The sequence below is a fragment of the Pantoea sp. WMus005 genome (genome assembly GCF_013415305.1).
In the GTDB taxonomy this organism is placed as follows: domain Bacteria; phylum Pseudomonadota; class Gammaproteobacteria; order Enterobacterales; family Enterobacteriaceae; genus Pantoea; species Pantoea rara.
The window spans coordinates 1,235,983-1,257,952 of the sequence record NZ_JACBXU010000001.1; the positions used below are offsets into that span (position 1 = coordinate 1,235,983).

At 54.1% G+C, this 21,970-nt stretch carries 24 protein-coding genes; 13 read left to right on the plus strand and 11 right to left on the minus strand.

What is annotated here, in order from left to right; genetic code table 11:
* Nucleotides 1-12 precede the first annotated feature (12 nt).
* Nucleotides 13-708 (minus strand): CTP synthase, encoded by a 696-nt coding sequence (locus HZZ01_RS05515; RefSeq protein WP_179895841.1) that lies wholly within the window; start codon nt 706-708, stop codon nt 13-15.
* A gap of 669 nt (nt 709-1,377) precedes the next feature.
* Between HZZ01_RS05515 and dtpA the strand changes: the two genes are divergently transcribed.
* The gene (dtpA, locus tag HZZ01_RS05520) at nt 1,378-2,880 is read left to right on the plus strand and encodes a dipeptide/tripeptide permease DtpA (protein WP_179895842.1); all 1,503 of its coding nucleotides are present in this window, start codon (nt 1,378-1,380) and stop codon (nt 2,878-2,880) included.
* Between the two features lie 151 nt (nt 2,881-3,031).
* Nucleotides 3,032-3,637: a glutathione transferase GstA gene (gstA, locus tag HZZ01_RS05525; RefSeq protein WP_179895843.1), complete on the plus strand. Its 606-nt coding sequence runs from the start codon at nt 3,032-3,034 to the stop codon at nt 3,635-3,637.
* 32 nt (nt 3,638-3,669) lie between these two features.
* Here the strand turns inward: gstA and pdxY are convergent, their stop codons facing one another.
* From pdxY to HZZ01_RS05545, 4 genes are all read right to left on the minus strand, one after another.
* On the minus strand, nt 3,670-4,530 hold the full coding sequence (pdxY, locus tag HZZ01_RS05530; RefSeq protein WP_013357761.1) for a pyridoxal kinase PdxY: 861 nt from the start codon (nt 4,528-4,530) through the stop codon (nt 3,670-3,672).
* Between the two features lie 57 nt (nt 4,531-4,587).
* Complete coding sequence (tyrS, locus tag HZZ01_RS05535; RefSeq protein WP_179895844.1) at nt 4,588-5,862, minus strand: tyrosine--tRNA ligase; 1,275 nt, start codon at nt 5,860-5,862, stop codon at nt 4,588-4,590.
* Between the two features lie 140 nt (nt 5,863-6,002).
* Nucleotides 6,003-6,659: a pyridoxamine 5'-phosphate oxidase gene (pdxH, locus tag HZZ01_RS05540; RefSeq protein ID WP_179895845.1), complete on the minus strand. Its 657-nt coding sequence runs from the start codon at nt 6,657-6,659 to the stop codon at nt 6,003-6,005.
* A gap of 25 nt (nt 6,660-6,684) precedes the next feature.
* Nucleotides 6,685-6,999 (minus strand): MliC family protein, encoded by a 315-nt coding sequence (locus tag HZZ01_RS05545; protein ID WP_179895846.1) that lies wholly within the window; start codon nt 6,997-6,999, stop codon nt 6,685-6,687.
* A gap of 190 nt (nt 7,000-7,189) precedes the next feature.
* Between HZZ01_RS05545 and HZZ01_RS05550 the strand changes: the two genes are divergently transcribed.
* From HZZ01_RS05550 to ycgZ, 5 genes are all read left to right on the plus strand, one after another.
* Nucleotides 7,190-7,393, plus strand: coding sequence for a hypothetical protein (locus HZZ01_RS05550; protein WP_003848989.1), 204 nt, complete (start codon nt 7,190-7,192; stop codon nt 7,391-7,393).
* A gap of 358 nt (nt 7,394-7,751) precedes the next feature.
* Nucleotides 7,752-7,985: a YgdI/YgdR family lipoprotein gene (locus HZZ01_RS05555; protein ID WP_010245442.1), complete on the plus strand. Its 234-nt coding sequence runs from the start codon at nt 7,752-7,754 to the stop codon at nt 7,983-7,985.
* Between the two features lie 15 nt (nt 7,986-8,000).
* Nucleotides 8,001-8,231 carry a YgdI/YgdR family lipoprotein gene (locus HZZ01_RS05560; protein WP_003848985.1) on the plus strand — a complete coding sequence of 77 codons (231 nt, stop codon included), beginning with the start codon at nt 8,001-8,003 and terminating at the stop codon, nt 8,229-8,231.
* A gap of 438 nt (nt 8,232-8,669) precedes the next feature.
* The gene (locus HZZ01_RS05565; RefSeq protein ID WP_179895847.1) at nt 8,670-8,942 is read left to right on the plus strand and encodes a hypothetical protein; all 273 of its coding nucleotides are present in this window, start codon (nt 8,670-8,672) and stop codon (nt 8,940-8,942) included.
* 229 nt (nt 8,943-9,171) lie between these two features.
* Entirely contained in the window at nt 9,172-9,411 is a 240-nt protein-coding gene (gene ycgZ, locus HZZ01_RS05570) for a regulatory protein YcgZ (RefSeq protein WP_179895848.1), read from the plus strand.
* A 346-nt stretch (nt 9,412-9,757) separates the two neighbouring features.
* Here ycgZ and umuC read toward each other — a convergent pair whose 3' ends face one another.
* Together umuC and umuD are read right to left on the minus strand one after the other, a co-directional pair.
* Nucleotides 9,758-11,026, minus strand: a complete 1,269-nt coding sequence (gene umuC / locus HZZ01_RS05575) for a translesion error-prone DNA polymerase V subunit UmuC (protein ID WP_179895849.1) — start codon at nt 11,024-11,026, stop codon at nt 9,758-9,760.
* A gap of 2 nt (nt 11,027-11,028) precedes the next feature.
* Nucleotides 11,029-11,448 (minus strand): translesion error-prone DNA polymerase V autoproteolytic subunit, encoded by a 420-nt coding sequence (umuD, locus tag HZZ01_RS05580; RefSeq protein WP_179897059.1) that lies wholly within the window; start codon nt 11,446-11,448, stop codon nt 11,029-11,031.
* A gap of 335 nt (nt 11,449-11,783) precedes the next feature.
* Here umuD and HZZ01_RS05585 point away from each other — a divergent pair, with 335 nt between their 5' ends.
* Complete coding sequence (locus HZZ01_RS05585) at nt 11,784-12,035, plus strand: hypothetical protein (protein ID WP_179895850.1); 252 nt, start codon at nt 11,784-11,786, stop codon at nt 12,033-12,035.
* 100 nt (nt 12,036-12,135) lie between these two features.
* Here the strand turns inward: HZZ01_RS05585 and HZZ01_RS05590 are convergent, their stop codons facing one another.
* Nucleotides 12,136-12,360: a hypothetical protein gene (locus HZZ01_RS05590; protein ID WP_179895851.1), complete on the minus strand. Its 225-nt coding sequence runs from the start codon at nt 12,358-12,360 to the stop codon at nt 12,136-12,138.
* A 536-nt stretch (nt 12,361-12,896) separates the two neighbouring features.
* Here HZZ01_RS05590 and HZZ01_RS05595 point away from each other — a divergent pair.
* The 3 genes from HZZ01_RS05595 (at nt 12,897) to HZZ01_RS05605 (ending at nt 15,209) form a co-directional block, all read left to right on the plus strand.
* Nucleotides 12,897-13,154, plus strand: a complete 258-nt coding sequence (locus HZZ01_RS05595) for a biofilm development regulator YmgB/AriR family protein (protein ID WP_179895852.1) — start codon at nt 12,897-12,899, stop codon at nt 13,152-13,154.
* A 280-nt stretch (nt 13,155-13,434) separates the two neighbouring features.
* Nucleotides 13,435-14,283 carry a manganese catalase family protein gene (locus HZZ01_RS05600; protein ID WP_179895853.1) on the plus strand — a complete coding sequence of 283 codons (849 nt, stop codon included), beginning with the start codon at nt 13,435-13,437 and terminating at the stop codon, nt 14,281-14,283.
* A gap of 62 nt (nt 14,284-14,345) precedes the next feature.
* Complete coding sequence (locus HZZ01_RS05605) at nt 14,346-15,209, plus strand: glucose 1-dehydrogenase (RefSeq protein WP_179895854.1); 864 nt, start codon at nt 14,346-14,348, stop codon at nt 15,207-15,209.
* Here HZZ01_RS05605 and HZZ01_RS05610 read toward each other — a convergent pair.
* Nucleotides 15,202-16,212, minus strand: a complete 1,011-nt coding sequence (locus HZZ01_RS05610; RefSeq protein ID WP_179895855.1) for a UV damage endonuclease UvsE — start codon at nt 16,210-16,212, stop codon at nt 15,202-15,204. The genes HZZ01_RS05605 and HZZ01_RS05610 overlap by 8 nt on opposite strands.
* Nucleotides 16,213-16,314: 102 nt before the next feature.
* On the opposite strand from HZZ01_RS05610, the gene HZZ01_RS05615 reads away from it, so the two are divergent.
* Complete coding sequence (locus HZZ01_RS05615) at nt 16,315-16,680, plus strand: MmcQ/YjbR family DNA-binding protein (RefSeq protein ID WP_179895856.1); 366 nt, start codon at nt 16,315-16,317, stop codon at nt 16,678-16,680.
* 66 nt (nt 16,681-16,746) lie between these two features.
* Here HZZ01_RS05615 and zinT read toward each other — a convergent pair whose 3' ends face one another.
* Entirely contained in the window at nt 16,747-17,397 is a 651-nt protein-coding gene (gene zinT, locus HZZ01_RS05620; RefSeq protein ID WP_370463413.1) for a metal-binding protein ZinT, read from the minus strand.
* Between the two features lie 385 nt (nt 17,398-17,782).
* Here zinT and katE point away from each other — a divergent pair, with 385 nt between their 5' ends.
* Entirely contained in the window at nt 17,783-20,047 is a 2,265-nt protein-coding gene (gene katE, locus HZZ01_RS05625; RefSeq protein ID WP_179895857.1) for a catalase HPII, read from the plus strand.
* A 97-nt stretch (nt 20,048-20,144) separates the two neighbouring features.
* Here the strand turns inward: katE and HZZ01_RS05630 are convergent, their stop codons facing one another.
* Nucleotides 20,145-21,803: a methyl-accepting chemotaxis protein gene (locus HZZ01_RS05630; protein ID WP_179895858.1), complete on the minus strand. Its 1,659-nt coding sequence runs from the start codon at nt 21,801-21,803 to the stop codon at nt 20,145-20,147.
* Nucleotides 21,804-21,970: the final 167 nt, after the last annotated feature.

Genomic DNA, 21,970 nt, shown 5'->3' on the forward strand with positions numbered 1-21,970 from the left:
GGATGGCAGCGTTTATTGTTGCGCCAGCGCAGCCTGCATCCAGGCAATCACTAGCGGAGAGTCCTTTTCCTGCAGTGCCGCGCGCTCAGACTGGAACAGCGTGGCCACATAGAAAGGATGAGCAGGTAGCTCCACGCCGCGTACGTCACCGGCTTCATCCCAGGCGGTAATGCGCAGCGTGTTATCGCCCAGCGCGTCACTGAATTCCGGGTTAACGCCAAAGTTACAGTGGTAACCCTCATCGCTTTCCAGCGTCCCGTAAGCCTGAGCGATACGGGAACCCGCTTCAAATCTTACCCTGCCGCGCTGCTCCACCAGCGAGCAACTCAGCGGGGCAATGACCTTCCGTCCCCCGGTGTCGGTTTCAGCATGACTGGCATCGTGCCAGCCCAGTACGTTGCGTGCATACTCGATCACCGCATACTGGAATCCCCCACAGGAACCCAGCAAAGGTTTCCCGGTCTCCCGCGCCCAGCGAAGGGTGTCAAAGACACCTTCATCGTTACGATAAGGACTGCCAGGCACGACCCAGACCGCATCACTGCGCGTAAGGTCTGTTTCATTCAGTTGGTCGGTGGCTATCCAGTCCGCCTCAACGGGGATGTTCAGCCAGCGGGCAGCACGTTCAATAGCAAGGGGAATGGCCTGATGGGCAACCGCATCGGCGCGGTAGTCACCAACGAGAGATAAACGCAGGGGAGACGACATGAACTGATCCTTCTGGGGGAAATTGAGAGGTTACCGGAATGTTAATTTCCTGTCGAGCGAGAGATTTCGTGGCGGCGTATTGATAAGTTTTTTAACACGACTGCGCCGGTTTTCACCGGCAGGCGGTGTCTGTTTTCTCTTCCTGCCTGTTGTGATCCCCCCTTTGCTCCCGTGCCAGGCCGCGCGACGCAATCGATTTCTTTTTTTCCTTTCTGAATTAAATCATCTCTTTGTGCGCAGGATCGCTGTTTGACTGTTTTTCCGGCAATCACGGGCGGGTAATGTCTGATAATTCGTCACATTGGCTGTGAATTAGCCAGTGGCCTGCTATTAATGCTGCCTGTTTATTATTCAACAACCGATTTATCTGGTTAACCCCGTATTAGCAGTTAATGTTAATACTCTCCAGCGTGCGGTGATTATACAGAGTATCTGAACTGATATTTTTGTTCGGCTCAACATTTAAAACCAATTAACAGTTTATTATAAGTTTTTTAACCCAACATTTCTGAACCTGACGGGTTGTCAGAAAATTCTTGCCCTGTCGCCCGTTATCAGCCAAATTAGTCGCCGCTTTTCCCTTCTAATAACAATCTTGCGCATGGAAAATTCACATGACGCGGACTTAATTCCTGTCCCGAAACAGGGTATGAAAAAACTGAGGTACATGTGTCAACTGCAAACAAACACACTGATGAGGCTGTCAGTCTCAATGCGTTTAAACAGCCGAAGGCGTTCTACTTAATCTTCTCGATTGAGTTATGGGAACGTTTTGGCTTCTATGGCCTGCAGGCCATTATGGCGGTTTACCTGGTGAAGCAACTGGGATTGTCTGAATCAGACTCCATTACCCTGTTCTCTTCATTCAGTGCGCTGGTTTATGGTCTGGTCGCGATTGGCGGCTGGCTCGGTGATAAAGTGCTGGGCACTAAACGCGTCATCGTGCTGGGCGTCCTGGTGCTGGCCCTGGGCTATGCCCTGGTGGCGTTCTCCGGTCATAACGTCAGCATTGTCTACGTCGGTATGGCCACCATCGCGGTGGGCAGCGGCCTGTTCAAGGCTAACCCTTCTTCACTGCTCTCAACCTGCTACGACAAAGATGATCCGCGTTTAGACGGTGCGTTCACCATGTTCTATATGTCGATCAACATCGGTTCACTCTTCTCGATGATGCTGACACCGTGGTTAGCGGCGAAATATGGTTACAGCGTGGCTTTCTCACTGTGCGTTATCGGTCTGATTATTACTCTGTTTAACTTCCTGTTCTGCAAACGCATGGTCAGGGATTACGGCTCGAAGCCGGACTTTGCACCGCTGCAGGTCGGCAAACTACTGATGACGCTGGTTGGCGTGGTGGTGTTGATCGCACTGGCTGACTGGATGCTGCATCACCAGGTTATCGCACGACTGGTACTGGCGGTGATTGCGCTCGGTATCGTACTGGTGTTTGCCAAAGAGGCCTTTGCGCTGCAGGGCGCGGCGCGTCGTAAGATGATTGTTGCCTTCCTGCTGATGGTCGAAGCGATTCTGTTCTTCGTGCTTTATATGCAGATGCCAACATCACTTAACTTCTTTGCTATCCGCAACGTTGAGCACACCATTTTCGGCATCACCTTTGCGCCGGAGCAGTTCCAGGCGCTGAACCCGTTCTGGATCATGCTGGCCAGTCCGTTGCTGGCGGCGTTGTATAACAAGCTGGGCGATAAATTACCGATGCCGCACAAGTTTGCCTTTGGTATGGTGCTCTGCTCTGCGGCGTTCCTGGTGCTGCCGATGGGCGCGAAGTTCGCCAGCGATGCCGGTATCGTTTCTGTTAACTGGCTGATTCTGAGCTATGCGCTTCAGAGTATCGGTGAGCTGATGATCTCCGGCCTTGGCCTGGCGATGGTGGCGCAGCTGGTGCCTCAGCGCCTGATGGGCTTCATCATGGGTTCCTGGTTCCTGACCACCGCGGGTGCAGCAGTGATTGCCGGTAAAGTGGCAAACCTGATGGCCGTGCCTGAAAACGTGAATGATCCCCTGGTTTCGCTGGCGACCTACAGCCGTGTATTCCAGGAAATTGGTATCGTGACGGCGGTAATTGCCCTGCTGATGCTGATTACGGCGCCGTTGCTGAACCGTATGACTCAGGCACAGGACAGCGACGCAACATTAAAAGACGTGAAGGCGTAACCGCCACCGCGTTTTAGCTAAGCCGGGCTCTGCCCGGCTTTTTTTATGTCCCACAGTAACGCCCTTAGCAGATACCTGATCCTTATCACTGGTAATCCTACTCTGAGTCTTTACTATGCTGTGATCCCATTGCAACAAGGAGTACATGGTCATGAAACTGTTTTGCAAAGCAGGCGCCTGCTCGCTCTCTCCTCACATTGTTATGCGCGAATGCGGGCTGGACTTCACTCAGGTGAATGTTGATCTGGCAACAAAACTCACTGAACGCGGTGACGACTTCCGCCAGGTTAATCCTAAAGGCCAGGTGCCTGCGCTGCTGCTCAGCGACGGCACTGTGCTGACGGAAGGCATCGCGATTGTACAGTATCTGGCGGATCTCAAACCCGATCGTCATCTGCTGGCGCCGGTTGGCAGCCTGACACGTTATCACACCGTGGAGTGGCTCAGTTACATCGGCAGCGAGCTGCACAAAAGCTTTGGCCCCCTGTTTCGCCCAGGCTACTCCGATGAGGTGAAAGCGCAGACCCGCAGCCAGCTGGAAGCGAAATTCCGCTATGTCGATGAGTCATTGCGTGACAAACAGTGGCTGATGGGGATGCATTTCAGCGTGGCGGATGCTTATCTGTTTGTGGTGACGCGCTGGGCAAAAGCGCTGGGACTGGATTTGTCCGGCTACGCGGCGCTGGGGGCATGGTTTGATCGTGTTGCGGAACGTCCTGCAGTGCAGGCAGCGCTTAAAGCGGAAGGCTTAGCCTGAGTGTGCAGGGCCGGTTAACCGGCCCTGATGCGTTACAGTTTTTCTGCCGCGAAGTGCTGCGTCGGACTGGCGATGGCATCCTGTGCCGCCACCAGCTGCAGTTCATACTCACCCATCTCATGAGTTTTCAGCATCACCTCATACACCGCCGCAGTGACGTGCTCCAGCGCATCCTGCAGTGATTTGCCGTGCAGCAGATTGACCAGCAGCAGACCGCTGGTCAGATCGCCCACGCCGACCGGCTGACGGACACCGAAATCGACCAGCGGACGGCTGATGTGCCAGGCGTCTTCCGCCGTCACCAGCAGCATCTCAAAACGATCGCTGCGGCGACCCGCCCGCGCCAGATGCTTCACCAGTACCACACGCGGTCCCTGAGCAATCAGAGCCCGCGCAGCGTCCACCGCCGCGTCGACGTCCGTGACGGTGCGCTCGCTCAGCATCTCCAGCTCAAGCAGATTCGGGGCAATAATATCGCTGGCAGGCATCGCCATTTTGCAGTGAAACTCCGCCACACCCGGCGCCACAATGCAGCCTTTCTCCGGATGACCCATCACCGGGTCGCAGAAATACCAGGCATTCGGGTTGGCCGCTTTAACCTGACGAACAATCTGCAGAATCTGCTCACCCTGCTCCGCCGAGCCGAGATAACCGCTCAGTACCGCGTCACAGGTCTTCAGACGGTCGATGTCCGCAATCCCTTTAACGATATCGGTTAAATGGGTCGCAGGCATTACCGTACCGGTCCAGTGGCCATACTGCGTATGGTTGGAAAATTGCACGGTATTCAGCGGCCAGACGTTTGCACCCAGGCGGCGCATCGGAAACTCAGCCGCGGCGTTACCGGCGTGACCAAAAACAACGTGCGACTGAATCGCTAAAATATTTTTCACTTGTTTGCCCTGTCCTGCCTTGCCATAAAAAAAGGGCCGGAGACCGGCCCTGAAATCTTACTGCCAGTTAATCAGGCAGTAATGTTTCTTGCCGCGACGCAGCAGCGTATAGCGGTTAAACAGTTTATCGCTGTCGCTGAAGCGGTATTCCGCATCAGACTGCTTTTCACCGTTCAGCGAGACGGCATTGGAGCCGATCATGGTACGTGCCTGGCCGCGTGACGGTACCAGCCCGGCTTTTACCAGCGCCTGTTGCAGATCATCGTCAGCGCCCAGTACGATGGTTGGCATACCATCCTGCGCCAGCTGCTCAAAGTCAGCTTCGGTCATCTCGCTCACAGAGCCGGAGAAGAGGCTGGCGGTGATGCGTTTCGCCGCTGACAGACCCGCTTCGCCATGCACCAGACGCGTAACCTGCTCAGCCAGCACATACTGCGCGCGTGGTGCGGTGCCGCTGTTTTTGTCCTCTTCTTCCAGCGCGTTGATCTCTTCAATGCTCAGGAAGGTGAAGAACTTCAGGAAGCGATAGACGTCAGCATCCGCAGTGTTAATCCAGAACTGATAGAATTTATACGGACTGGTTTTCTTCGCATCCAGCCAGACTGCGCCGCCTTCGGTTTTACCGAACTTGGTGCCGTCAGACTTAGTGATCAATGGAACGGTCAGGCCAAAGACCTGGTTCTGATGCAGACGACGGGTCAGATCGATCCCAGAAGTGATGTTACCCCACTGATCGGAGCCGCCAATCTGTAGCGACACGCCGTGCAATTCGTTCAGGCAGGCGAAGTCATAACCCTGCAGCAGATTGTAGGAGAACTCGGTAAAGGAGATGCCCTGATCGTCACGGTTCAGACGCTGCTTCACCGCTTCTTTATTAATCATCTGATTAACAGAGAAGTGCTTGCCGATATCACGCAGGAAAGTCAGCACGTTCATGCCACCAAACCAGTCGTAGTTGTTGGCGGCGATGGCGCTGTTGCTGCCGCAATCGAAGTCGAGGAATGGCGCCACTTGCTGGCGGATCTTTTCAACCCATTCATTGACGGTTTCGCTGGTATTAAGTTTACGCTCTGCGGCTTTAAAGCTCGGGTCGCCAATCAGGCCGGTGGCGCCGCCGACCAGTGCCACCGGCTTGTGGCCGGCATCCTGAAAACGCTTCAGGCAGAGCAGCGGTACCAGATGGCCCAAATGCAAGCTGTCAGCAGTGGGGTCGAAGCCGCAATAGAGCGAAATTGGCCCCTGCGCCAGTTTCTCTGTTAACGCGTCTTCATCCGTCACCTGGGCGATAAGGCCCCTCTCCTGCAATTGTTGTATCAGGTTACTGCTGGTCATTACTGACTCCAAATTGATCAGACTGCACCTATGCTGGTACACAGCTTTCCGCTGACTTGCGGAATCGAAAAAAATCAGGGCTATAGCATAAAGCGCTGACGCCTTCTGTGCCAGCGCTGATAGGGGAAAATCGTGCAGATTCAGGGTGCCAGACGGTCGATTTTCCAGCCATCCTGATCGCGCTGATAGATGAAACGATCGTGCAGACGATGTTCGCCTCCCTGCCAGAACTCCACCGTGTGAAATTTCACCCGATACCCCCCCCAGAAGCTGGGCAGCGGCACGTCGCCCTGCTGGAACTTCTGCTTAAGCTCAAGGAACTTCCCTTCCAGAATGCCGCGAGCCGAAATCCGGCTCGACTGCTTCGACACCCATGCACCAATCTGACTGTCGCGCGGACGGCTGTGGAAATATTTCAGCACTTCCAGTGGCGACAGTTTTTCCACTTCGCCCAGCACCATCACCTGACGTTCCAGAAAGTGCCATGGGAAGTGCAGGCAAATGCGCGGATTGTGCGCCAGCTGCAACGCCTTACGGCTGCCAAGGTTGGTATAAAACACCATGCCCTGTGCATCAAAGTGTTTCAGCAGCACGATACGCTGCCACGGCTGACCCTGCTCATCCACGGTGGCCACGGTCATGGCGGTAGGATCGGGCAGTTTTGCCTCACAGGCCTGACTCAGCCACTGTTCAAACAACGCAATCGGATTGTCCGGCAGATCCTTACGACGCAATCCACCGCGGGTATATTCACGCCGCAGATGGGCAATGGTGTGTAGCGTTTCGCTGTCGCTCATAATGCTCGCCTATTCAGATAACACGTCAGCTGGCGGGTTGCAGCTCACAATCATTCACGACAATTTTATCGTTACGTTCGATAAATGCGCCGTTTCCTTTGGACCAGAAAACATAGTTGTCATCGCTGTAGCGTGCGCCGGAAGCGGAGACGGTCTGCTTCAGCGTCAGAGGCTTGCCGTCCATAATGAAGCTCACCTGTTCCTTCGTCTCGTCCAGCGTAACGGTCAGTGGCAGCGTTCCGCAGCGATAATGCAGGGTCTGTGGCGACGGCGGCTGTTTGTGCATCAGGCTACAGCCCGAGAGCAGCAGCACCGCGGCAACGGTTAATCCTTTCAACATAAGCGGGTCTCCTACACGAGTGAAGCTGGCATTATAAGAAGGATTTAGCACGAAGTAAGTGGGAATCCGCGTCAATCTGGTAGATGCTGTCTGGCAAACTGAATTATTGCGGTTTTTCAGGCGGTTGTCTGAATGCGCAGGCCGCGTTCTCAGGCTACGCTCTATAGATTCTTAAGCGAGGAAGACAAACATGAAATTTGACAATGAAGATGCATTTAAGCTGGCAGTCGCGTTTATGAACCATAAAGAGAATGCCACCATCGCCAGCAGCTACTTTAAAACCTTTATCGACACCTACCAGAAATTTGACCGCTGGCTGAGTGCATCTGATCCGGTCAGCGCCATGAAAGCAGAAAAAGCGGCCGCCAAAGCGGGCGAAGACTCCATCCTCTGATCCCCCCTTCTCCACGGGTCCGATAACCGTCCAGGAATCGGCCCCGTGCATCCCGCCGGGTCATTACGTCGTTGTCGCGTATTACCGTACGGTTATTCTGGCTTTTGAGGAATCGCCACCGGTTTTATTTCCCGCGCTGGCTTCGTTCTTATTTCGATGCGGGGAGTGATCCGATCAAACGCATAAATGGCGTCGCCCGTTTGCAATAAATGCTGTTTCCCGGCGTCATGCCTGCTAATTACCGCCCTGCACTCTGTTTTTGTCTAAAAAACAAGCAGCGAGACGCGGCAGGGTCAGCAAACTCTATAAAGCGGTCTATGCTGTAAACGTCTGGATATACTTCATGGAGTAAAAAAAAATGAAAATGAAATCCCTGTCAGCTATCGCGTTGCTGGCCCTCTCTTTAGGTACGCTGGCAGGTTGCGCCTCCAATCAGTCGATTAAGACCACTGATGGCCGCACCATTGTGACTGACGGCAAACCGCAGATTGATTCAGATACTGGTCTGGTTTCTTACCGTGATGCTCAGACAGGAAAAACTGAGCAGATCAATCGTAATGAGATCAGTAATATGAGTGAACTCGACAACTAATATAAGGTGAAAACGATGAAAAAAGCGCTGATTTTACCTCTCGCCGCATTGATTGGTATGACCGTATTAACCGGCTGCACCCGTACCAGTTATGCGATTCAGACTAACGATGGACGCACCATTATTAGTGATGGCAAGCCTTCTGAATCGGATGCCGGCCTGCTGGCGTATACTGACGCAAATGGCGTGAAGCAACAGATTAATAAAGCAGACGTTAAAGCCGTCTCTGAAGTTCCGCACAAATAATGCATGTGCTGTTAGCCAATTAATAAAGCCGCCTGAGGGCGGCTTTATTTTTGCCTGTAAGCAGAGCACTGCCTGGCGCTGCCCTTCTTTTATTATCGATATTTTATAAACCAGAAATAGCTAGTATAGCGTGGCAATAATATTGCTAAGCCCGGTCGGATCTTGTGCCAGAAGTATTGAAAAATATGAGATACACACGTTCTGCTTATCTGAATTTCAGGCAACCCCGCTCTTTTTTGACCAGCATAATAAATCAGTGATTTTCTGCCGAATCAACATGCCCTTTTTTATCATTTATAATCATGGGGTTACATCCTGCCTTAAAGGTTCCATATATTTTCGGTAATTTGCACCGTCTCTGTCCGGCGTTTTCGGCCTTTTAGTCCGGAGCACCTTTAACTAGACTATTTATATCGCTATTTAATCAGGAGGGTAGAGATGGTTTATCACGATAAAACAACCGGTCATATGATTCTTGGTGAAGCAGCCATTAATCTGGCGTTTGAAGAGCAGGAAATCACACTGATATCACTGATTCGGCAGTTAGGTGAAATGGCAGAGAATGAGCGCAGCGATGATCGGGTAGAGCAGATTGCAGACGCGCGAAACTGGCTCAAAGGTTTCATTGATCCCACAACCCGCGATCGCGCCGAACTGAACTGGCTGGTAGAGACCGGACAGGCGCCGATTTCCCTTAAAGATTATCGTTAATCATGTACAGGTCGTTGCTGTTCATTTTTCATGGCGCCGGACGCCTGTCCGGGGCCAATCAGCCTGATGGACGTCCCCGGCGTCTTACTTTAAACCGCCTCGCGTTGACCTGGTTCCCGGGATAATAAACGCATTTACCCTCATGGCTGAAATTGCTGTACAGATGCACTGCTTTTGTATAACTTCGCGCAATACGATCGTTTTTATCTCACACCCAGGAAATCCCCCCATGTACCCGACCCAGAGACTGCCACAAACGGCAGACGACATTGCCCGTTATTTCAATGCGGCAAGCCTGCCTTCGCAGCAGGAGACGCTGGGACAGGTGGTGGTGGACATTCTTAATGCGGGCGGGAATGTGAATCGCAAATCAATCTGCACCAAACTGTTGCGTCGCCTTGAAACGGCATCCACTGAGGAAGAAGAGCGCCATTACCGTGCGCTCATCAGCCTGTTATTTGGGCGTTAATGCAATCCCTGTCAGCGCGTCAGCGGCTCCCCGCTTTCCGTTACCCGCTGAGTCTGTGGATGTTTCGCTGTCTGGGTTTCAAACCCACCACGGGCGGCAAAAACAGAGCAGCTAATCGCTGCTACGAGTGTCAGTAAGATTGAAGTTTTCACGAAACAGGCCTTAATTTTCCACGCTATAGAATAAAGCGTGAAAGCCTGGCACAGAATCAGAGGTGGGGAAAGGAAAGTGCAGAATTTCTCGGTCCTGAATGTGCGGGGCTGCGAAGTGCCTGCTTACTGAGCCTGCTTATTGATTAAGCGGCCCTGCCTCAAAACAGTTATCCCGACACTTTTAATACCAGCGTCTACTTCAGCGCAACCACAGGCAGATCCGTGATCCGGGTGGTATAGGCTGGCGACAGCATTTCGCGCTTCATCGACCAGGCTTTGTTAATCCCCTGTCCGGCAAACCACAGCTTCCCACTGCCGAGTTTGTTGACTGTGTCGATCAGCTTCATCAGCTCTTCGCTATTGCGGCGGGGTTGATGTTCGTCAAACAGATCAAGCTGAGCCACGCCCTGACTGAAAAAATCCCCCAGCACGATGCCTGCCTTCATGTAGCGGTGTCCTTCAATCCAGATGTTATCCAGACACGCTATCGCGACGCTGATAATGTCGCGCGTGTCCTGCGTCGGGATCAACAGCTGGCCAGTGGACTGATTGCCATAAAAGGGTTCGTCAGTCGCATGCGGGCTGGTACGCACAAACACCCCTATCTGGCGACAATATTGATTCTCACGACGCAGTTTTTCTGCCGCGCGCTCAGCATAGGCGCAGACGGCCTCACGCATCTGATCGTAGTCTGAGATACGGCTGCCAAACGATCGCGAACACATGATTTGCTGTTTTACCGGCGTCATCGACTCCAGTTCCAGGCAGGATTCGCCGCGCAACTCTCTGACGGTGCGCTCCATTACCACGCTGAACTGTTTGCGAATGGCTTCTGTACTTTGATCGGCCAGATCTTTCGCCGTCATGACGCCCATGGCGTTGAGCCGTTTGCCGATCCGGTGGCCCACGCCCCAGACCTCAGCCACATCAATCAGCGGCAGCAGCTTTCTTTGCCGCCCGGGATCTGAGAGATCGACAATGCCGCCCGTTTTGCTCCACTTTTTGGCCGCAAAATTCGCCAGTTTGGCCAGCGTCTTGGTCTGGGCAATGCCGACCCCGACGGTCAGATGGGTCTCTTTGCGTACCCGCTCTCTGACCTGGCGGCCAAAGGTCTCCAGCGCCATACAGTTATGCACGCCTGTGAGATCCATAAAGGCCTCGTCGATCGAGTAGATCTCCACCGACGGCGCCATCTCTTCCAGTATCGTCATCACCCGGTGGCTCATGTCGGCGTAGAGGGCGTAATTTGAGCTGAAGACGTGCACCGCGTGACGCGTCAGCTCTTCACGCATTTTGAAATAGGGTGCGCCCATTTTGATGCCGGCTTTCTTTGCCTCGGCACTGCGTGCAATCACGCAGCCGTCGTTGTTGGACAACACCACCACCGGCTTGCCTCTGAGATCGGGCCGGAAAACGGTCTCACATGATGCGTAAAAGCTGTTGACGTCGACCAGCGCGAACACGATCAGTGCGTCGCTTTAATCACAAACGTCACCACGCCAAATACCTCCAGCGCATCTTCCGTCCGGATAGCAATCGGTTTAAATTTAGTGTTCATCGGCATCAGTTGCAGGCAGGGATGAAGCTGGAGACGCTTAACGGTGAATTCACCGTCGACCGCGGCGACCACGATATCGCCGTGTGAGGCAGTGAGTGAGCTGTCGACTACCAGCATGTCGCCATCGTTAATGCCCGCCTCAATCATCGACTCGCCGCTGACCCGGACAAAATAGGTGGCGCTGGGGTGCTGAACCATCAGTGCATTAAGATCGATACGTTGTTCGACATAATCCTGCGCCGGAGAAGGAAATCCACACGGCACGCGTTCAATATAAAGCGGTAAAGGCATAACGGCGCGAATGTCCGCAGGTTTAATGAATTCCATCATATCACTCCTTTTTCAAATTACTGTATATAAATACAGTAATGGCTAATCCCCCTTTTAATCAAGTAACAGAAAAGATTTTTAAGCGAAGGGGTTGATGGTAATGCACTTTTTTTTAACCGTTTTTTCGCATTGCCGTCAGAGTAAGCAGAAATGGGTTACTTTCGCCGCACTGCGGGAATATCAGCAATTTTTTTTACAGTAACGCACCTTATACATTCAGCCGCTGGTTATTCTGACTTAAGGAAAATCTGACAACGCCTCTCTGGCGCGGGCGGAGGTTTGAATATTACGAGCGGGCTGGTTATTCTGCCTTTTTTAAGCATGGAGGGATTATGACAGACGACGATCGAATCAAACATCTGGAAGAGGCAGTCGCGCAGTTAAGGGTTGAGACCACGGTATTAAAAGCGATACTCGGTCAGCAAATAGCGCTGAATAATCTTAATTACAAAGGGAAGTTTGACGATGTGCTGGCGGCGCTGGCGAAAGAATATGCCGGGCGTGGTCTGGAAGAAGGCAATAATCAGGCCATTCATGATGCCCTGCGTGAATATATTAAATATGAGCCGCCTGCAGTGGAATAACCGCGTTCTGGCAGCGTCGGATTACCGGACATGACCGGCTCCCGAACGCTGCCATCCTCCTGACCTGCCCCGGCAAATGCCTGACGTTGCCGTTCAGTCGTTAAGCCTGACTGTCACTCTCCAGCGCATCCTGAATCGCATCGGCCAGATTACCAATTTCATTCGCCACGGCCTGCAGGTCCCAGGAGGTTTTTGAGCCGGTTGCCGACGTGGAGGCGCTGACCGACTCCTTTGCCACTGAAAGCGCAGCCGCCACAGCCACTGCACGTTTATGTTGTTCCTGAGTTACGCCCGCAGGCGGAATCGCGAAATAGTCGTGAACCATGATCATTTCCTTGTGATGAATAAGGGCTCAACCTTAGCCTTCTGCATCAGGCGTGGGAAGTGAATTATGCAGCGTGGCAGGTCAGACGGCCAGGATTGCAGCAGTCGCATTGCCCTGCGCCTTTTTACTGCGCTAAAACCTGTACAGCTTTTTTTAAGATCCGCCAAAAGAAACCGTTTTAACGCGTTAAGGTGCCATCAGGTACTTCCCGCATTTTTCCCCTGAAAATCTTCCCGGCCCAGAAAATAGAGGCAACTTGCTGTATTTTAAACAGTAATAAGCAAAAAACCATTTTGCCGATTTAAACACGCATTTAACATACACCACCGACCAGTATAATTTTGTCAAATTTTGTTGTACAAGTTTGCAATTCCTGTATAACTTTGTCCCGTGATGTTAAATCACTTGTAACGAGGGTGCTTTGCACCGCATCTGAAGGTGTTGTGGATTTCCACCTTCAGATGCAATTTTTTTTGCGTCAGCCGGCAACCGGATCTGAAACGACGCATTCTCCCCCTTTTCTTATGAGGCCTGACATGCAAACAACGATGAATACAGAGTCTCAGATTTCTGATTACTTCATGAACTCTGGCGCAGCGCTGACTACTGAACAACAGGTGGTCACCGCCGTTCATGCCGAACTCGCCCGTTCGAAAGCGCATGTCTCACATAAAGACGTCGTGCTGGGCCTGATTAATCGTCTGGAGAGCGAGCGTGACGTGGTTAAGCAGGATATTTACCGTCAGGCTCTGGAACATGTTCTGCAGCGTGCTTCGGCCACCAGCGAAAGCTAAATGGTTAAGTGGGAACGCGATTGAGCATGGATGCTTTTCCCGTCCGGAATCAGCCCCTTTTAAGGGGCTTTTTTGTTTCTCCTGCACTGAATAGCGAGTCCCCTTTTTATCGCTGATATTCCCTGCTCTGCCAGGCCAGATTTAGATCCGGAAAACACCGTTTTTTCCTCTTATTTAACCGCAAATTCTGGTTAATTGCTCTCGTTTCGCTTTATTTATCCGATATCTGTGTCCAGGCTTTTTCCTGCATCTACTGCAAACACAGACGAGGAAAATAACCATGTTTCATCATTCATCAAAACTTCAATTCCCGGTTCGTGTAGATAAACCCGATCCAGAGTTTGCCATGCTGTTACAGCAGGCCATCGGCGGCGTCGAAGGTGAGATTCGTGTAGCGATGCAATACTTTTTCCAGGCGATGGGCGCACGGGGTGATGTGCGGATTCGCGATCTGCTGATCTCAACCGCCACCGAAGAACTGAGCCATATCGAAATGCTGGGCTACGCCGTGGCGCTTAACCTTGAAGGCGCTCCGCTCTCTTACCAGGAAGCCTCAGCGAAAGACCCGGTGGTCAATGCCATTCTGGGCGGCATGAACCCACGCCATATCCTCTCTTCCGGTCTGGCGGCGATGCCGGTTAACGCCAACGGCATGCCTTTCGACATGAGCCATATCTACGCATCTGGCAACGTGGCGGCCGATATGCTGGCTAACGTCACCGCAGAAGCCACGGGCCGTGTGCTGGCTACCCGCCTCTACAACATGACCGAAGACAAAGGCATGAAGGATTTCCTCTCCTTCCTGATTGCCCGTGACACCATGCATCAGCAGCAGTGGCTGGCAGTGATCGAAGAGATGGGCGGACTGAATGCATCGCTGCCAATCCCGAACAGCTTCCCGCAGGAACATGAGGCGCAGGAGCATTCTTACTACTGTCTGAATACCTCGCTGGATAAACCGCTGCCGGAAGGTCGCTGGAGCAGTGGCCCGGCTTACGATGGTCACGGTCAGTTCAGCGCGAAACAGCAGCCCGATATTCTGGGCGATGAGCCGGTGCTGGGCAATGCCCGTCCCGGGTCCGGTGCGCAGTCAGAACAGATCGACGGCGTCACCCCACCAAAACCTTAATCCCTCACCTGTCAGGGTCCGATGCCCTGACAGGGTTGTCCCCTTTTTACGGAGGAAAAGTCATGTCATCCATTCAGCGTCCACACCCCCCTTTTGCAGAGCAGCCGCAGACGTGGCCTGGCAGCACCGCCGCGATGCAGCCGCAGCCCGATCATGGTGAAGAGAGCTATCAGGGTTCAGGTCGTCTGGCGGGTAAAAAAGCGATTATTACCGGCGGGGATTCCGGCATTGGCCGGGCCGTCGCCATTGCCTTTGCCCGGGAAGGTGCCGATGTGCTGATCTCTTATCTTGATGAGCATGAGGATGCGCAGGATACCGCCCGACTGGTTGAGGCTGCCGGATCGACCGCACTTCTGGTGCCTGGCGACATCACCGAGGCGTCACACTGCAACGCCCTGGTCGATAAAGCCGTCGAAGCCTTTGGTGAGATTAACATTGTGGTCAATAACGCGGCGTATCAGATGACCCGCGAGTCGCTGGATGAAATCAGCGACGACGAGTTTGACCGGACCATGAAGACCAACCTTTACGCGATGTTTTACATCACTAAAGCGGCCACGAAGCATATGCCGGCGGGCGGATCGATCATTAATACCGCCTCGATCAATGCTGACCAGCCGAAACCCAGGCTGCTCGCCTACTCTGCCACCAAAGCCGCCATCATTAACTTTTCTGGCGGCCTGGCCGCCCTGCTGGCGGAGAAAGGCATCCGTGCCAATGCGGTTGCACCCGGCCCGATCTGGACGCCGCTGATCCCTTCGACCATGCCGGTTGAACAGGTGAAGAACTTTGGCAGTGAAGTGCCGCTGCAGCGTGCCGGTCAGCCTGCTGAGCTGGCACCCACCTACGTAATGCTGGCCAGTGATGAAGCCAGCTACATTTCAGGGGCAACCATCGCCGTCACGGGCGGCGTGGCGATTATTTAACGTTCGCCGATTCCCTGGTCTCTTCGGCCAGGGGATGACTTATCAGCTTCTGCGTTATCCCCCATTGATAGAGCGGATCCCTCGCCAGATTTTTCATTTTCACTTCGCACATGATGTCGAAATTCTGGAACGACAGCGCCCACGCATTCAGCGTCGGATTAAAGAAGTAGTCGGAATGCGCCCGCAGTTTGCTTTTGCTCACGCCCAGCTGCTGCTGATCGGGCCAGCCCTCCTGCGGAATAATGCCCTCCTGCGAAATCGAATAGTGCAACACCGGCCGCACGCCGCGCCATGAGTCGATAACGCTGGCAACACGTCCGTCATCCGGCTGAATAAACTCACTCTCTTTGACCCAGTGATGGTGAATATCCAGCACAACCGGACAGAGCGGTGCCGCCTGCAGCACATCATCCAGCGAGCAGGAGATCTCATCATTCTCTACTGTCAGCATCAGTCGCGCTTCCGGGCTGAGCTGATTAAATGATCGTTTAAAGCCGTCGAATCCCGCCCTGCCGTTCATATGAATGTTGATTTTGAAATCCTGGAAGGTCTTGCCGTAGCCCATCAGACAAGCGCAGAGTGTGTGATACTCCACATCCTCGATCGCGCGCGCTACCACATCAGGATTATCGGAGGCCAGCACCGTATATTGCCCCGGATGGAAGGAGAGCCGGATCTGATGCGCCCGCGCCAGTTCGCCACAGCGGGCAAACAGCGGATAGAGCGCAGGCAGGAACGCCGCAAACAGCGGCGCTGCTTCGGGTACCGTGTAGAGTGGCAGCAGATCGCTGCCGATGCGCATCATCCTGAGTGGCTCCGGTAATGTGGCCAGATGCTCAAGCGTCAGGTAGAGATGATTAAGGTTGGTAACGGTGATCTCATGGACCAGCTGATGACGTTCAGCGTGCGGTAAACTCAGAAATCGTTTGCGGGTGGTTGCGCGAAACGGGAAAAACTGTTTACCGTCGCTATTGAGATACTTACATGCAAAGCCTAATTTCATGTCTGCTCCTGATTTATGCTTACCCGAAGTGTAACAGGCCTCGGGTGACCAGCCAGTCGCGGGCCACAGAGATCAGGCTTAATAATGACAGGGAGAATGACTATGCAGGGTCACGAGATTCAGCGCATCGCTATCGACGCGGCTGAACGGCTGCCCGCCGCCGAATCAAGCTATCCATTCGGGCCGGAACATCAGGTTTATAAAGTGTGTGGAAAGGTGTTTTTACTGCTGACTGAATTGCGGGGTGTGCCGATTATCACCCTGAAATGCGAGCCGCAGCAGGCGGAGCTGCACCGGGTAATCTATCCCTCGATCACCGCCGGTTATCATATGAACAAGCGCCACTGGATCACGGTGTATCCCGGCGATGGCCTCTCGCCCGGCCTGATTCAGCAACTGGTTGAGGAGTCCTATCAGCGGGTGGTGCGCGGCATCCCCGCCTCACGCCGTCCTGTTTGGGTGGGATGAGGGCGGTGACAGATCACATGGTAAAACCCGCCGTGGCCAGCGGGTCATCCGATTGCAGTCCTTTTCTTAGTGGTGCAGCATCTCTTCCACAACCTGTGAGTTTGTCATCTGGTAGGGATAATAAGTTGGCCAGTTATCCATTTCAGCCAGCAGTGCCTGCTGAGACTGGTTGCCCATAAAAATGTGGAAATGGGCAGACTTGCGCGGCCCGATAGTGTGATCGCTGAACTGCACATATTTCGGGGCGTTACTGCTGGCGTCCTGACATTCAAACAGATAGCGCACCCCTTTTTTGCCGGAACTGTAGGTCAGGATTTTATGGCCCGCGTAACGATAGTGGCAGGCACTGACCCGATCGCCGACATGGAACTCCATCACCCCATTTTCGATACCGATGGTATCGACGTCGGTGGCGTAGCCTTTACGATAATAAGCTTTGACGTCCTCTGCCGTTTTACGGTGATCCTGTTGCGCTTTCTTCTGCCAGACCGGATCCAGCTCGCCGCTTTGCAATAACGGATAGACCGATTGCCACAGCCCATCCCAGTCAGAGAGCGGCCGATCTTTTACGTCGCTGTCAGCAAAGACGCCTTCAGCCGCCTTCTGCTCCGTCGCTGACAACGGTTTTCCATGAGCATGCGTGCCGTGTGCCAGCCCCTGCTGGCTGATTAACAGCGCACCCAGTAGCCCCATCCATTTACCTGCATGATTTCTCAACGCCTGATCCTCAGTCAAGGTTACAAAATGAAATGTTATGATATAACATAATATAACTCAACCCCGAATAGGCTCTCTGCCTATTAATTTTATTTATTGATTGTCTCACTCACCACAACATGACACTGCCCGGCGGATGACGAGTCGGACGGTGTATTAAAGCGGGTTGCCCGCAAAGCAGACGCGGACGGATAAGCCGCTAAGCCAGACGGTACAGGGCATGGATAAGCGAAGCGACAGGGAGCATTCAGAAGTAAGCCCGATTTTCTGCCGGATGAAAAAGACGCAGTCACCGCAGTTAAATGGCTGGTTTACCCTCAGCATTGTTCAGGTTGTTCTATATTTAGTGTCGTCGAAAGTAAAATAACAGCTGGAGCACGAATTAATGTCGAAAGAAACAGAGAAGAAACCCCTGAGCGAACGCGCCCCCACCACCGGTCCGGAATCATCAGAACCGGGTCTGGGATCGCTGGCACCAAAAGATGGTTCACATCAGCCCCCAGCCGAACCGACTCCGCCAGGCAAACAGCCCACTGCCCCGGGCAGCCTGAAAGCGCCCCAGACACACAGCGCCAAACTTGACCAGCTTGAAGCCAGCCGTAAAAACGGCACTCATCAGGCGCTCACCACGAATCAGGGCACGCGCATCGCCAATGATCAAAGCTCACTGCTCGCGGGTTCGCGAGGTCCGACGCTGCTGGAAGACTTTATCCTGCGTGAGAAAATCACGCATTTTGACCATGAACGTATCCCGGAGCGTATCGTTCACGCCCGAGGCTCTGCCGCACACGGCTATTTTCAGCCTTACCGTTCACTGACAGATCTGACCAAAGCGCAGTTCCTCAGCGACCCGGCGCAGACCACGCCGGTATTCGTACGTTTCTCCACGGTTCAGGGTGGCGCTGGCTCTGCGGATACCGTGCGTGATATCCGCGGTTTCGCCGCCAAGTTCTACACCGAAGAGGGTGTCTTTGACCTGGTCGGCAACAACACGCCGGTGTTCTTTATTCAGGATGCGCATAAATTCCCTGACTTTGTGCATGCCGTTAAACCTGAGCCGCACAACGAAATCCCGCAGGGTCAGAGTGCCCATGACACCTTCTGGGATTACGTCTCACTGCAGCCGGAAACCATGCACAACGTCATCTGGGCGATGTCTGATCGCGGTATTCCGCGCAGCTATCGCACCATGGAAGGCTTCGGCATTCACACCTTCCGCCTGATCAACGCCGAAGGCAAAGCGACCTTTGTCCGTTTCCACTGGAAGCCGGTGGCCGGTAAAGCCTCGCTGTTGTGGGATGAATCGCAGAAACTGACTGGTCGCGATCCCGATTTCCACCGCCGCGATCTGTGGGAAGCGATTGAAGCCGGTGATTTCCCGGAATATGAACTGGGTCTGCAGCTGATCCCGGAAGAGGATGAGTTCAAATTCGACTTCGATATTCTGGATGCCACCAAGCTGATCCCGGAAGCGCTGGTGCCGGTAGAGATTGTCGGCAAGATGGTGCTGAACCGTAACCCGGATAACTTCTTTGCTGAAACCGAGCAGGTGGCATTCCACCCCGGCCATATCGTGCCGGGCCTGGATTTCTCCAACGATCCACTGCTGCAGGGCCGTCTGTTCTCCTATACCGACACGCAGATCAGTCGTCTGGGCGGACCGAACTTCCATGAGATCCCGATTAACCGTCCGACCTGCCCGTACCATAACTTCCAGCGTCAGGGCATGCATCGTCAGGATATCGACACCAATCCGGCGAACTACGAGCCAAACTCCATCAACGACAACTGGCCACGCGAAACCCCACCGGCTGCCAAAGGCGGTGGCTTCGAGAGCTATCAGGAGCGGGTTGAGGGCCACAAAGTACGCGAGCGCAGCCCGTCATTTGGTGAATATTATTCCCAGCCGCGCCTGTTCTGGAACAGTCAGACTGAGGTTGAGCAGCAGCACATCATTGGTGCCTACTCGTTTGAACTGAGTAAAGTGGGTCGCGCCTATATTCGTGAGCGCGTGGTGGATCATCTCGCACGCATCGATATTAAGCTGGCGCAAGGCGTGGCGGATAATCTGGGCATCGCGCTGACCGATGAACAGCTCAACATCCAGCCACCTGCAGCGGTGAACGGCCTGACGAAAGATGACAGTCTGAGCCTCTATGCCATTCCGGATGGTGAGATCAAAGGCCGTCAGGTCGCGCTGCTGCTGAGCGATGGTGTGAAAGCGGCGGATGTGCTGGCGATTCTGCAGGATCTGAAAGCGGAAGGCGTGCACGCCAAACTGCTGGCGCCGCATATGGGCCAGGTGCGTGCCGACGATGGTTCGGTGCTGCCGGTCGACGCGACCTTTGCCGGTCTGCCTTCGCTGACCTTTGATGCGGTGATGGTACCGAATGGCAATATCGATGCCCTGCTGTTAAGCGGCGATGCCCGTTACTTCCTGCTGGAAGCCTACAAGCACCTCAAGGTGATTGGTCTGGTGGGCGATGCGCGTCGCTTTAAAGCGCAGTTCGGTCTGGAAGAGGCCGATCAGGAAGAAGGCATTGTGCAGGGCGACTCGGCAGAGCGCGCACTGATGTCTGAGTTTACTCAGGCGATGAAGGCGCACCGCGTCTGGTCACGCAGCCAGAAGGCACAGTCCGTTCCGGCCTGATGCGTTGAGTGAATAAAAAACCGCCCCCGGGGGCGGTTTTTTTATGCTGAAACTGTCGCACGGCTGCGTGCGCAGTGCTCCGTCAGACATTCCGTTATCAGAAAGTCTGCCAGTTCTCATTGTCCGTCACGGCGGCAGGCTGACGTTTTGGCACGGCAATCGCCTTCGCAACCGGTGCGGCGGAGAACGCGGCGTGCAGACTGCCGGTTTTGAATACCGATACCGTTTTACGCAGATAGCTCGCCTGCTCTTCCAGTGAGGCGGCGGCACTGGCTGACTCCTCCACCAGCGCGGCGTTCTGCTGCGTCACGCCATCCATCTCAGAAACCGCAATGCAGACCTGCTCAATGCCACGGGTCTGTTCGGTCGAGGAGGCGGCGATCTCTTCGATCAGTTGTGTCACCCGGCTTACCGACTTCACGATACTCTCCATCGCAATGCCTGCCTGAGAAGCGTGACCGGCACCGGTTTTGATGCGCTCGGCTGAGCGGTCAATCAGACCGCGAATCTCCTGCGCGGCGCTGGCGCTGCGTCCGGCCAGCGAACGCACTTCACCCGCGACAACGGCAAATCCACGCCCCTGCTCACCGGCACGCGCGGCTTCAACCGCGGCGTTCAGCGCCAGAATATTGGTCTGGAAGGCGATGCTGTCAATAATGGCGATAATACCGGCGATCTGATTCGAGCTTTCGCTGATCTGATCCATGTTGGCGATAACGCGGGCAACGGTTTCGCCGCCCTGCAGGGCGGTGGCAGACGCCTCTTTCGACACGGTGGTCGCCTGCTGCGCATTGTCTGCGTTGAGTTTCACCGTCGAGGTGAGCTGCTCCATGCTGGCGGCGGTCTGCTCCAGCGCGGCAGCCTGCTGTTCGGTACGGGAGGAGAGATCGGTGCTGCCAGCGGAAATTTCTGCTGCTCCGGTAAAGATAGAGCGGGTCGCGTCATCCACCGAGGTAATGGTCACCACCAGCGCATCGCGCATCTGCTGCAGCTCCTGAATCAGCAGGCCCATCTCATTGCGGCCTTCGTGCTGAATATCGGAGGTTAAATCACCTGCCGAAATCGCACGCATATAGCCGGTCAGTCGGCCCAGCGGGCTAATCAGCAGCTTCTGCAGTCCCATCCAGACCGCCACGCCAATCACGGCAGTAATCAGGCAGATAGTCAGCAGCGCCCAGAGCGCATCCGTCAGGCTGCGCTGGTTATGTTCAGAGGTATCTCTCATCAGCTGGATGTTCACCGCACGCCAGGCTTCATAGGCCGAATCAAGCTGGTCCTGTGCCGCCTGCGCTTCAAGGTTGCCGTAGCCCGCGTAGTTACCCTGCTTCAGAAACGTAATGGAGGCCAGCATGGTGTCATGCATCTGCTGATAGGCGTTCTGCACCTGCGTCGACTGGGCTTCGCTCTGCCCCTCTTTGCGCGGCATCGCCTGCCACGCTTTAAAGTCGGCATCGGCTTTGTCCGCAGACTGTCCCGCCTGCTCCAGCAGCGTGGCGATGGCCGCCAGTGATTTAGGATCCTGCTGGTTTTTCAGGAAACGGATCGCCACGCGGTTGATGGTAACGCGGGTTTTAATCAGGGTTTTCACCGCATCGCTCAGATGCTGCTGCTGCAGTGTCAGCTGTTCGGCGGCCACAAAGTTTTTATCGGCTTTTGCGACGCCGTTGTAGAACAGAAATCCGGTCAGGGTCAGTAACGTAATAAAGACGGCAAGCACCGCCAGAATACCGTGAGTTATTTTAAGATTTTTAAGCATGTCCGCAGGCTCATGTCAGAGAAGTTAGAGTGGTTATCGGCCAGCCTGGGATTTATCTGAGTATACCGGCAAAGAAGTTAGCAATCCGCCCCCGCCGGGCGCAGCCAGCGCGCCGCTCAGGGCAGAAAAAAGTTACGACTCTGTCTGAACGCATTCGGCGCTTAACA